At 42.7% G+C, this 12,208-nt stretch carries 11 protein-coding genes; 7 read left to right on the forward strand and 4 right to left on the reverse strand.

Features of this window, described 5'->3' with window-relative positions; translation table 11 throughout:
• Positions 1-88: 88 nt before the first annotated feature.
• From MST16_RS15575 to MST16_RS15585, 3 genes are read right to left on the reverse strand one after another with little or no spacing between them, the layout of a single operon-like run.
• Positions 89-340, reverse strand: a complete 252-nt coding sequence (locus MST16_RS15575) for a DUF6587 family protein (protein ID WP_180092169.1) — start codon at positions 338-340, stop codon at positions 89-91.
• A gap of 36 nt (positions 341-376) precedes the next feature.
• Entirely contained in the window at positions 377-2,242 is a 1,866-nt protein-coding gene (feoB, locus tag MST16_RS15580; protein ID WP_180064888.1) for a ferrous iron transport protein B, read from the reverse strand.
• The gene (locus MST16_RS15585; RefSeq protein ID WP_111884859.1) at positions 2,239-2,502 is read right to left on the reverse strand and encodes a FeoA family protein; all 264 of its coding nucleotides are present in this window, start codon (positions 2,500-2,502) and stop codon (positions 2,239-2,241) included. Before MST16_RS15585 ends, feoB begins: the two co-directional genes overlap by 4 nt.
• Positions 2,503-2,674: 172 nt before the next feature.
• Here MST16_RS15585 and xerD point away from each other — a divergent pair, with 172 nt between their 5' ends.
• The 4 genes from xerD to thrC all read left to right on the forward strand — a co-directional run bounded on the left by xerD (position 2,675) and on the right by thrC (position 7,138).
• Positions 2,675-3,592: a site-specific tyrosine recombinase XerD gene (gene xerD, locus MST16_RS15590; RefSeq protein WP_180092172.1), complete on the forward strand. Its 918-nt coding sequence runs from the start codon at positions 2,675-2,677 to the stop codon at positions 3,590-3,592.
• A 96-nt stretch (positions 3,593-3,688) separates the two neighbouring features.
• Positions 3,689-4,501 carry a DsbC family protein gene (locus MST16_RS15595; protein ID WP_180010679.1) on the forward strand — a complete coding sequence of 271 codons (813 nt, stop codon included), beginning with the start codon at positions 3,689-3,691 and terminating at the stop codon, positions 4,499-4,501.
• Between the two features lie 130 nt (positions 4,502-4,631).
• Positions 4,632-5,936, forward strand: coding sequence for a homoserine dehydrogenase (locus tag MST16_RS15600; protein ID WP_078192857.1), 1,305 nt, complete (start codon positions 4,632-4,634; stop codon positions 5,934-5,936).
• Positions 5,937-5,998: 62 nt separating this feature from the next.
• Positions 5,999-7,138 (forward strand): threonine synthase, encoded by a 1,140-nt coding sequence (gene thrC, locus MST16_RS15605; protein WP_078192584.1) that lies wholly within the window; start codon positions 5,999-6,001, stop codon positions 7,136-7,138.
• 125 nt (positions 7,139-7,263) lie between these two features.
• Here the strand turns inward: thrC and MST16_RS15610 are convergent, their stop codons facing one another.
• Positions 7,264-8,313 (reverse strand): serine hydrolase, encoded by a 1,050-nt coding sequence (locus MST16_RS15610; RefSeq protein WP_180004717.1) that lies wholly within the window; start codon positions 8,311-8,313, stop codon positions 7,264-7,266.
• A gap of 212 nt (positions 8,314-8,525) precedes the next feature.
• Here MST16_RS15610 and MST16_RS15615 point away from each other — a divergent pair, with 212 nt between their 5' ends.
• The 3 genes from MST16_RS15615 to MST16_RS15625 are packed head-to-tail and all read left to right on the forward strand — an operon-like array spanning position 8,526 to position 12,195.
• The gene (locus MST16_RS15615) at positions 8,526-9,161 is read left to right on the forward strand and encodes a response regulator (protein WP_078189449.1); all 636 of its coding nucleotides are present in this window, start codon (positions 8,526-8,528) and stop codon (positions 9,159-9,161) included.
• Positions 9,162-9,182: 21 nt separating this feature from the next.
• On the forward strand, positions 9,183-10,748 hold the full coding sequence (locus MST16_RS15620; protein WP_168378225.1) for a PAS domain-containing sensor histidine kinase: 1,566 nt from the start codon (positions 9,183-9,185) through the stop codon (positions 10,746-10,748).
• Positions 10,749-10,767: 19 nt separating this feature from the next.
• Positions 10,768-12,195, forward strand: coding sequence for a sigma-54 dependent transcriptional regulator (locus tag MST16_RS15625; protein ID WP_180064890.1), 1,428 nt, complete (start codon positions 10,768-10,770; stop codon positions 12,193-12,195).
• Positions 12,196-12,208 lie beyond the last annotated feature (13 nt).

A 12,208-nucleotide genomic window follows, 5' to 3' on the forward strand; every position in this document is an offset into this window, starting at 1 on the left:
ATGTTTTCACTTTCTCGCAGTTTTTTTGTGTCCGCTCGTAAAAAAACCGCCCATCTTGGGCGGTTTCTTCAAGCAATTGACGGTGAGCTTATTTCCATTTCACCGCTTGTACTTCAGCTTTTTTTGCAGATTGATTATCTGAAGCTGAACATCCACAACCGCCTGCACAGCCTGCTGCCATTTTTGGCTTTAACCATTTGGCTAGACTGTTCCAACCACGGTTTGCACAGTGCTCAGATAAAGTTGTGAAGACTGAGTTCGATGTTTTTGGAAATACCTTCTTAAACACCACGACAGCACTCCAAATCACCAATACTGCAATAATTATTGATTCAAGCATGTCTCTCTCCTTTGTTCAGCTTTTGCCATTCACAATTCACGATCCAAAATAGCGTGTTGCAATTTGATACGTGATGAATGCCATTAAATAAGCTAAACCAAATAAATAGATGGTCATAAAACTCACCGTTTTCAAGGAGCCAGTTTCACGTTTAACTGTTGCCAGTGTCGCCAAGCAATGTGGCGCATAAATAAACCACACCAATAATGATAAACCGGTTGCCAATGACCAACCCAATGCCCCATCACTACTAATTAAATTTGCCAGACCTTGAGACATGGCATCGTCATCAGTTGCAGACAGGGCATACACCGTACCCAATGCCGCCACAACGACTTCACGTGCCGCCATCGCTGGAATTAAGGCAATACAGATCTGCCAGTTAAAACCTAATGGTGCAAAAATCGGTTGTAATACATGCCCAAGCATACCTGCCAATGAATAATCAATATCCGGCAAGGTTGCGCCTTCTGGCGGTTGCGGGAAAGTACACAAGAACCATAACAAAATCGATAAAGCGAAGATGATGCCACCGACACGTTTCAAGAAGATCTTGGCACGGTCCAGTAAACCAATCCAAACACTCTTAATATCTGGGAAACGGTAGCTTGGAAGTTCCATCAATAAGGCATGCTGTGATTTATCTTTTTGGAAGAATTTCAGCACTGTTGCCACAATTAAGGCACTCACAATCCCGGCTGCATATAATGCAAATAGCACCAAGCCTTGTAAGTTAAAGACGCCCCAGACCATTTGCTCTGGAATAAATGCCGAAATCAACAAAGCATAAACCGGTAAACGTGCCGAACACGTCATCAACGGCGCCACTAAAATCGTTACCAGACGATCTCGAGGGTCTTGAATACTCCGGGTTGCCATAATGCCCGGTACAGCACAGGCAAAACTCGATAGCAGAGGAATAAAAGCACGTCCACTCAGTCCGGCTTTAAACATCAGCTTATCTAGCAAGAATGCTGCACGTGGTAAATAACCTGATTCTTCTAAAACCAAAATAAAGAAGAATAAAATTAAAATCTGCGGCAAGAACACTACTACACCGCCTGCACCCGCAATGATCCCATCAACCACCAAGCTGTTCAGTAGTGGATGTGAAATGTGTTCACCGACCAATTCACCGAACCAACCGAAGAAGGTTTCAATACCATCCATAAACGGCGCAGCCCACGCAAACACCGCTTGGAAAATAATAAACATCATCACCGCTAAGGTAATTAAACCAAAGACTGGATGTAGAAAAATTTTATCGAGGAAGTCTGAGCGTTTATCTTCATGATCAACAAACACCACCACGTCTTTTAAAATTTGTTCAATTTTTTCGTGGTTAGTCCCAGAAAGATTGGTATCACTTAATGACGCATCTGGTTTTCTGAAACCTTCAGCATCCAAAGCACCCATTAAGTTTTCAATACCCGCATTACGTACAGCAACGGTTTCTACAACAGGAACGCCCAAACGCTGAGACAGCTTTTGGGTATTGATTTGCATGCCACGACGGCGTGCTTCATCCATCATATTGAGGACAAGTAAAATTGGACGACCCAAATCGATCATTTCCATGACCAAACCGAGGTGCAATTTTAAGTTTGTCGCATCAACTACACATAAAAAGACATCTTGATGCCCTTCTTCTGCAATTTTACCTTGCACGACATCACGCGTAATGGCTTCATCAGGACTCGTCGCTTCTAAGCTATACGTCCCCGGCAAATCCAAAACTCGAACAGATTTACCCGATGGCAACGTAAATTGACCAACCTTGCGCTCAACCGTTACCCCAGCATAGTTCGCAACTTTCTGACGTGTACCCGTTAAATGATTGAATAATGAAGTTTTACCACAGTTTGGATTACCAACGAGGGCAATACGTAACGCATCACTCATGCTGATGCACCTTCCATTGCTATTTCCACTTTTTCAGCTTCTATTTTTCGCAGTGCGAAACGAGTAAACCCAACTTGAATTAAAATCGGGTCACCACCAAAAATACCTTTGGTAATCACCTGTACTTTTGTTCCGGGAACAAAACCCAAAGTCTCTAAACGGCTAGCGACTAAATCAGCCGGAGCATTGTTGCCATTCTGGTTACGATGTACCTTATGAATGACTGCGCTTTGTTTCACTTTCAAATCAGATAATCGCACGCAACTAACCCTAAAAAATTTTGAATATTATACAAACAAATGAGAATAATTAACAAATCGGATTCGATTTCAATTCTCATTTAACAATCTAGCATCGACACGACTATTTTTTTAAATTACATTGCATTAAACCATTGTGATTTCTTGGTTTAATTTCGAAAATGAGCGGCACATGTTAAATAAAAAACCACGTATTCCAACCCCAGTCCAAATTCCAGAATCACTCAGTTTTTTACACGGATATCGTGATGATTTAATAGCTCAAACCGTCAGTCCACACACTCGAAATGCATATTTATCTGATTTAATTCAATGCAGTGAGTGTCATATGCATGTCATGACTGATTGGAGCAGTGACGACATTTCAGATGTCTTGCTTAGCCTGACGAAACAAGGAAAAAGCCCTCGCTCGATCGCCCGCTCACTTTCTGCACTGCGTTCATTTTTCAAGTTCTTGCGTGAACAAAAAATACGCAGTGACAATCCTGTTGCAATCCATAAAACACCCAAATTGGGTCGTGCCCTACCAAAGGATTTATCTGAAGCAGATGTTGAAGCCCTGATTAATGCCCCAGACCTCAACACCGCATTGGGTCTACGTGATCGTGCCATGCTCGAAGTGCTGTATGCCTGTGGTTTACGTGTCTCTGAGTTATTAAATTTAAGATTAGAACTGATCAATCTTAAACAAGGCTATTTACGAATTACCGGTAAAGGCAATAAAGAACGCTTAGTCCCTTTAGGACAAATGGCGGTGGAATGGATCGAGAAATATTTAGCTGAAGCACGTCCCGTTTTATACAAAAGTGCAACCGATGCTTTATTTCTCACTCAACTTGGTGGAATGATGAGTCGCCAAAACTTTTGGTACGCGATTAAACGCTATGCGCTCATTGCAGGCATTCAAGCCGAATTATCACCACATACCTTACGCCACGCCTTTGCCACGCATTTGCTCAACCACGGTGCCGACTTACGTGTCGTGCAGATGCTGCTCGGCCACAGTGACTTATCCACCACACAAATTTATACCCATGTTGCGCAGGTTCGTATGCAAAAATTACATGCAGACTATCATCCGAGAGCTTAACGGCAGGAAATATCAGACCAAGAAGTTCTATTGTGCCCGATATTTTTTGCTATGCTTACTCACCTGTTTGATAAAGCTAAAAGAAAAGGGTTGTTTATGTTATTTACCCGTTCAAAAATTTTTCTCGCATCGACACTTGTTGCCAGTATGGCGTTAGTGGCTTGTTCTAATTCAAATAATGACGAAAAGAAAGATGCGACATTAACGGCAAGTACGCCTGCAACTGGTGAAGCTTCGAATTTATCTGAACGTAATGCTCAGCAGCGTTTAATTGATACTTTGCAATCCAATCTGCAAAAAGCCAATATCAATGCCAAAGTCACTGGGGTGAAAGCGACTGAAGTTCCTAATTTGTTTTGGGTAAGCTTTGAAGGCATGCCTGCGGTCTATGCTACAGCTGATGGTAAATACATTTTCCAAGGCGACGTGGTTCGTTTGGGTGAAAAACAACTCTTTAATGTAGGCGATACGCTACAAGCAGACGCCAACAAAAAACTATTTGATCAATTAAAAACCGAAGACTTACTAATCTATAAAGCCAAAGGTAAAACCAAACACGTGGTTTATGTGTTTACCGATGTCAGCTGTCCTTATTGCCATAAGTTACATGAACAAATGGATGATATTAATGCCCGTGGCATTGAAGTCCGTTACATCGCTTGGCCACGTGGTGAACAACACATGCCAATGATGGAAACTATCTGGTGTAGCAAAGACCGTCGTGCCGCATTTGATAAAGCCATTGCCGGTGAGCAAATCGAGCCAGCATCATGTAAAAACCCAGTGCGCAGCATGTATGAAATGGGTCTAAATATTGGTGTGAATGGTACGCCAGCGATCTATAACGCAGAAGGCAAACACATCGGTGCTTACATGTCGGCTTCCGAACTTGAAAGTGCGCTTAAATAACTAATTTTTATAGGCTAAATGAATGTTTTTTATGGGTGGGAATAAAGTGATTTCTACCCTAGAGTCCGAACGTTTTTTTAGCTATGATCTAAACTCACTTAAAGCAATGATGAAATAAATGGAGTGTGACGTGAAACCAGTTCGTCTGGCAATCCTCGGTCTTGGTACTGTGGGTGGTGGTGCCCTTAAACTACTAAAAGAAAATGCTGCTGAGATTAAACGTCGCACCGGTCGTGAAATTGAAATTACCCATGTGGGTACGCGTCGCCCTCGTCCTGATTTAGAACTACCTGCTTCAGTGAAGCAAAGTGCTGATTTATTAGATATCGTCCGTCAACCCGATGTAGACGTTGTGGTTGAAGTTATGGGCGGCATTCACCCTGCGTATGAAGTAATTCGTGAAGCAATCGTTCATGGCAAACAAGTGGTTACAGCCAACAAAGCTTTATTAGCTGAACACGGCAATGAATTATTTAAATTGGCCGATGATCATCACGTTCAGATTGCTTATGAAGCAGCTGTCGCAGGCGGTATCCCAATTATTAAAGTCCTCCGTGAAGGTTTGGCGGCGAATAAAATTGACTGGCTGGCTGGCATCATTAACGGTACAGGTAACTTTATCCTGACTGAAATGCGTGAAAAAGGTCGTGCCTTTGCAGACGTTCTCAAAGAAGCCCAAGAACTCGGCTATGCCGAAGCAGATCCAACCTTCGACGTCGAAGGGATCGATGCGGCGCACAAGTTAACATTGCTGGCTTCTATTGCTTTTGGTATCCCACTCCAATTTGACAAAGTCTTCACGGAAGGCATTAGCAAAGTCACTGCGCAAGATGTGAAATATGCTGAAGACCTTGGTTTCCGTATTAAACATTTAGGTATTGCACGTCGTGCTGCAACGGGTATTGAGCTTCGTGTTCATCCAACGCTGATCCCTGAAGACCAACTGATTGCCAATGTAAATGGCGTTAAAAATGCTGTATTGGTTCAAGCCAATGCCGTTGGTCCAACGCTTTACTATGGCGCAGGCGCAGGTGCAGGCCCGACAGCATCAGCCGTGGTTGCTGACGTTGTCGATATTGTCCGTGACATCTCATATACCGAAGATGGCGCAGGTACAATTCCACAGCTTGCGTTTGAAGCCCTAACTGATTTACCAATTCTTCCACGTGAAGAAATGACCACAGGCTATTACATCCGTATTAATGCCGAAGATCAAACTGGCGTTCTTGCTGATGTCACTACGATTTTAAGCCGTGCAGGAATCAGCATCGATGCGATCATGCAACAGCCGCGCTTAAAAGATCTTATTCCTATCGTGATTCTGACTGATCCAGTCAAAGAATCTAAAATGGATGAAGCACTTCAACAAATTCAAGCATTGCCTGTCATTCATGGCGAAATTGTACGAATTCGTTTAGAATCGCTTGATAATTAATCGGGTCGAGGGGAATATTTCAGTTCCTCTCGCCAAGCTCTACACACAATTGGAACATCATCATGTCTAATGCCAATCGTTATACTGGTTTAGTTGACCGCTATCGCGACCGTTTACCCGTATCTGCAACTACTCGCGCAATTTCTTTGGGCGAAGGTAATACGCCACTGATTAAGCTTGAGAACATTCCACGCATTATTGGCAAAAATGTTGAAATTTATGTGAAGTACGAGGGCTTAAACCCGACTGGTTCATTTAAAGACCGTGGTATGACCATGGCTGTAACAAAAGCAGTTGAAGAAGGCTCTAAAGCAATTATCTGTGCATCTACAGGTAATACATCTGCTGCAGCGGCTGCTTATGCTGCACGTGCAGGCATTAAAGCATTTGTGCTCATCCCAGAAGGCAAAATTGCCATGGGTAAAATGGCACAAGCGATGATGTATGGCGCGGTAACAATGCAAATTCACGGTAACTTCGATGACGGTATGCGTCTTGTAAAAGAAGTTGCAGATCAAGCACCAGTTACGATTGTAAACTCAATCAACCCATACCGTCTGCAAGGTCAAAAAACCATTGCTTACGAAATCGTGGATGAGTTAGGTCGTGCGCCAGATTACCACTGCTTACCTGTAGGTAATGCGGGTAACATCACAGCACACTGGATGGGTTATACCGAAGCTGTGGCGAATCAGCCTAAAGAAGAATTTGTACAAGTGGTTTATGATCCTGAAACTGATCAATTCACAGGTCCAAAACCTGCGGGTCTACCAACAATGGTGGGTTACCAAGCTGCTGGCGCGGCACCATTCCTACGCGGCGCACCTGTAGAAAACCCTGAAACTGTAGCAACTGCGATCCGTATTGGTAATCCACAAAGCTGGAACCATGCTAAAGCCGTAGTCCGCGACTCAGAAGGTTGGTTTGACGAACTGCAAGATGCTGAAATCTTAGAAGCACAGCGTCTACTATCTATGTACGAAGGTGTATTCGTAGAACCTGCTTCTGCAGCTTCTATCGGTGGCGCGATTCGTGACATCAAAGCAGGTAAAATTGCTGAAGGTTCTGTGATCGTATGTACTGTAACAGGTAACGGTTTAAAAGATCCTGACACTGCCATCAAGCAATGCCAAGATGCCGTAATGTTGTCGATTGATGCAACTATGGATCAAGTTCGTGATTCAATTCTGTCAAATATGTAATTTATATGCTGACTGAATAAAAAAAGCCCTGCTCTTGCAGGGCTTTTTTTATATCTTGCATTCACTTCAGCATTTAAACGTTGAGTAAATCTAAATACTGAAAGAATGAAAAATCTGAAATCTTGTTAAATACGTTTTGGTAACTGGCTCGCCCAGTTCATTAAACGAGTCGCATCATTGGTTCGTGCCACTGAAGAATCCGCACCCAATAACACCACCACCGCTGGACGGTTATTCAGTGTGGTATGCATCACAACACAGCGCCCTGCTTCATTAATAAATCCTGTTTTTGAAATATTAATATTCCAACCACCATTACGCACTAAAGCATTAGTATTGTTTGATTTCAACACGCGGTAGCCCAAATTAAAGTCATAACTTGGTGTGGTTGAAAATTGACGAATCAAACCATACTGCGAAGCGGTATTCACCAAAATCCCCAAGTCACGTGCCGAAGCGACATTGCCTGGGTGCAAGCCAGTCGATTCCATATAATGAGTCGAGTTCATCCCTAATGAGCGTGCTTTCGCATTCATCGCTGAAATAAATGCAGAACGACCACCTGGATAAGTACGTGCTAATGCCGAAGCCGCTGGGTTTTCAGATTTCATCAAAGCAAATAGCAAAGCTTCTGCGCGGTTCATACTGTCGCCAGCACGCAGCGTTGAACTTGAGCTTTTACAGCCTGAACATGAGAAATCAGACTGTTGTAAGGTAATCTTTTCAGACATGTTTAATCGGGCATCTGAAATCACTACTGCTGTCATGAGTTTGGTAATTGATGCAATCGGTAAAGCGGTATTGCTATTTTTGCTATATAGCACTTCACCAGTTTGACCATCCATAACCAGTGCTGCACGCGCATTTACAGAAGGCTGACCTGCGTATTGATTGGTATCAATAATACGGACCGTTTTCGATGGTGCTGTCTGTACCACACCGCCTGTACTACGTACAGAAGTAGTCACTTTAGTTGACCCTTGAGGAGATGGCTCTTCAGCGCTATAAGACACGTCACCGTTGAGTAACTGGTTTGCATCTTCAGATGACCAGCTAATATTTGACTGCTGATTTGCAGCACTATTCATCACAATTTCAGCAGAACTGAAACTGCTCATACTGAATAAAATTGACATGCCCAAAACGTGCATGAAGGATTTATTTAATTTTTTCACCATTGCTCACTCAACTCAGGATACTAAACATTTGCGCAAGACCAGCAATATGCCGTACATTGGTCACAACTACGAACATTTTTTGCTCACACATTGTGTATGAAGTTTTTCATTTCATATAAGAATAGGATTGCTAATTTTGTCGTTTCATTGCAAGCTTATTTTGCTTTATGTAACAAAAAAAACAGATTTTGATTTGAGGGAGAGTGTAGGTGATCACAGTTTTGGTGGTAGATGACCATGAATTAGTCCGTACTGGTATTTGCCGTATGCTCGAAGACCATGCAGATGTCCAAGTCATTGGACAAGCCGAATCTGGTGAAGATGCGATTACACTTGTTCGCCAACACCATCCAAATGTTGTTTTATTAGATGTCAATATGCCGGGGATCGGAGGTGTAGAAACCACACGTCGCCTACTTCAAACAGCGCCAGATACAAAAGTCCTCGCAGTCAGTGGACTTGCTGAAGAACCCTATCCGTCTTTATTGTTAAAAGCAGGTGCCAAAGGCTATATCACCAAAGGTGCACCAGTTACTGAAATGGTCCGTGCGATTAATAAAGTGATGCAAGGCGGCAAATATTTCAGTGCAGACATTGCAGAACAACTGGCCAGCTCATATTTGTCTGATACACAACAATCGCCTTTTGACGCCCTGTCTGAGCGTGAAATGCAAGTTGCCATGATGGTGGTCAATTGTATTAGTGCACAAGAAATTTCTGATAAATTATTCGTTAGCGTTAAAACGGTGAATACCTACCGTTACCGTATTTTTGAAAAACTGAATATTGATAGTGATGTCAAACTAACTCACTTGGCGATTCGCTACGGGTTAATCAAACCTTAACACAACGTACATCCTGTTACTATGACACAGCGTTCAATCCATAGTGAATTGAACCAGTATCATTTGGGCCTTTGGTACAGTGCTTATCGCTTTATCATCAGTGCCTGTCTGTTACTGGTCTTTTTACTGACCTACACTCAATTCAGTTCAGATTATGAATACCCACGTTTATACCTATATGTATTGACGATTTATTTGCTGTTTACCAGCATTCAATTCATGTCGCTTGGACGCTTCAAAGTCCGTATTCCAAACCAGTTACTGCTGTTATTCATTGTAGATGTCATTTCGCTGAGCTTACTGACCTTAGCCATCGATGGACCCAATTTACATTTGAGTTTGCTGTTTGTGATTACGATTTTTGCAGCATCCCTGTTATTAGATGCCCAAAAAGCCTTGGTCATCACCCTCATCGCTGTGATTTGCGTGGTGTATCAACTGTTTTTAGGTTCAATTCTTGAATTTACCTCACTCAAAAATTTAACCAACAGTGCGATTTTGGCTTTTTTATTTTGTGTGGTGTATGGCAGTGCGCAAATTGCCGTGAAACGTTTCCAGTTACTAGAAAATCTGAATTTTTCGCAATCCTTAGAGCTACATCGACTACAAAACATTAACCGCTATATCTTGGAGCAGATTGATACGGGCTATTTGGTGTTGGATGAAAACTGTCATGTGGTGCTGAGTAATCCTGCTGCTTGCCATTTACTCGGCATGCCAAATTTTTATCATCATGATCAATATCCACTGTATACCACGCAGCCCGATTTATTTGAATTACTCAAATTTGAAGATTTAAAAAGCGGTGAAAAATTCCAATTTGAATCCCAACAAAGCCAATACCACATTCAGGTACTCGTACAAAAACTCGTTGTGCCGCATCAAATGCTGACCTTGCTGATTTTACAAGATGCACAAAAACTCAATCAGCAAGTGCAACAACTAAAATTAGCCGCTTTAGGGCAACTCTCCGCCAGTATTGCACATGAAATTCGTAATCCTTTAGCCGCAATTGTGCATGCCAATGATTTATATCCGCAAAGTGATACCGAACAACAGCACATGTTGAATCATATGATTTCACGTCAAGCGGTGCGGATTGACCGAATTATTCAAGACACCCTAAATATGGTGCGCAATAAGGAAACCCATCCGACTCGTCTGAATCTAGAAAAATTTTTACCGTTATTCCTGCAAGAAGATCTGGCAGACATTCAACAGAACATTCGGCTCAATGTACAAGCCAAGACTTTAATCGATTTTGATGAGGCACAGTTCAGACAAATTTTAATCAACCTAATTCGTAATGCGATTCGCCATAACAATCCGGACATGTCGTATATCGAAGTGGTGGCGCGTACGGATCAGAAAAAAGTCCAGATCGATGTCCGAGATTTCGGTCATGGGGTTGCTTTACAAAACCGCGCACAGTTATTTCAACCATTTTTTAGTACCGAAATTACTGGAACTGGTTTAGGATTATATCTTGCTCATAGCTTCTGTGAAGCGAATCAAGCACAGCTTTCCTATGTAGAAAAAAAACAGGGAGCTTGCTTTAGGATTGAGTGCTTACAAGCTGTTATTTAATTGTTTTTAGGGGAAAACTGTGGATTCACAACCACTGGTATTGTTAGTTGATGACGAAGAAGACTTATGTATGCTGATGCAGATGTCTTTATCAAGGATGGGGGTTAAAACGCATGTTGCACATCGCCTCGACGAAGCTAAAAAAGCCTTGTCTACCTATAGCTACGATGCCTGCCTAACCGATCTCAACTTACCCGATGGTAATGGTCTACAGCTCTTAGATTGGATGAATGAACACTGTCCTGCCCTGCCCGTTGCTGTGCTTACAGCCTATGGCAACATGGACATTGCCATTGCCGCATTAAAGGCGGGAGCATTCGATTTTGTCAGCAAACCGATCAATCCCAAACATCTTGAACAACTGCTACAAAAAGCCCTGAATAAGCCATTGGCCGAAGACATTACTTCGCAAGATGCTTTAGAACATAAAATGTTGATTGGTGAATCGCTTCCAATCCAGCAATTGCGTCGAACTCTAAAGAAAATTGCACGTTCACAAGCACCTGTTTTTATTACGGGTGAATCTGGTACGGGTAAAGAGGTCGTGGCCAATTTGGTTCACCGTTTAAGCAACCGTAATGAAGGACCCTTTATTGCCATTAACTGCGGGGCAATTCCCACAGAGTTAATGGAAAGTGAACTTTTTGGCCATAAAAAAGGCAGCTTTAGTGGTGCCACCCAAGACAAACAAGGTCTGATTCAATCTGCACATGGCGGTAGCTTATTTTTGGACGAAATTGCCGAACTACCTTTAGCCATGCAAGTTAAATTGCTACGCGCAGTACAGGAAAAACGTATTCGTCCTGTAGGTTCAGACTGTGAAATTGACGTTGATTTCCGTGTGATCAGCGCCAGCCATCAGGACTTAGAAGCACTCGTCCAACAAGGTCGCTTCCGCCAAGATTTATTCTTCCGCATCCATGTGATGGATTTAGTGTTGCCTGCCTTACGTGAACGTGGCGACGATATCCTCTTATTGGCTCAACATTTTATTCAAAAAATTAGCCATGAATGGGAAATTGCTACTAAGCCTCTAACTGAACGTGCGAAGAGTTTCCTGCTCAGCCAATATTATCCAGGTAATGTGCGTGAACTCCGCAATATTATCGAACGCGCTATGACCCTCTGCGATGATGATCAGATTGATCTTCAACATCTGCAAAGTGCGCCATTAAGACAACCAAGTGCTCAGTTCAATTCCGCTCCAACAACGAATGAATCCGCTCAGCTAGGTGCAAACAGCAACGAACAGAGTGTGGTCCCTCGCAAACTACCTGAAGAAGGCTTAGAGCTCTTTTTAGAAAATATCGAAAAAGAAGTGCTCATGAATGCGTTGAACATCACCCACTGGAACCGAACCCTTGCCGCAAAAAAATTAGGCATGTCATTCCGTTCATTGCGCTATCGTTTGAAAAAATTCGGTTTAGATACCGAAGACGAAGAGTAAAAGTTTTCCAGCG

The sequence above is a fragment of the Acinetobacter sp. YH16040_T genome, from assembly GCF_024605785.1.
GTDB lineage: Bacteria > Pseudomonadota > Gammaproteobacteria > Pseudomonadales > Moraxellaceae > Acinetobacter > Acinetobacter amyesii.

Excerpts from the sequence above, each read along its gene's own strand:
- MST16_RS15575 (WP_180092169.1), bottom strand. The coding sequence starts at position 340 with ATGCTTGAATCAATAATTATTGCAGTATTGGTGATTTGGAGTGCTGTC.
- feoB (WP_180064888.1), bottom strand. The coding sequence starts at position 2,242 with ATGAGTGATGCGTTACGTATTGCCCTCGTTGGTAATCCAAACTGTGGT.
- xerD (WP_180092172.1), top strand. The coding sequence starts at position 2,675 with ATGTTAAATAAAAAACCACGTATTCCAACCCCAGTCCAAATTCCAGAA.
- MST16_RS15595 (WP_180010679.1), top strand. The coding sequence starts at position 3,689 with ATGTTATTTACCCGTTCAAAAATTTTTCTCGCATCGACACTTGTTGCC.
- thrC (WP_078192584.1), top strand. The coding sequence starts at position 5,999 with ATGTCTAATGCCAATCGTTATACTGGTTTAGTTGACCGCTATCGCGAC.
- MST16_RS15620 (WP_168378225.1), top strand. The coding sequence starts at position 9,183 with ATGACACAGCGTTCAATCCATAGTGAATTGAACCAGTATCATTTGGGC.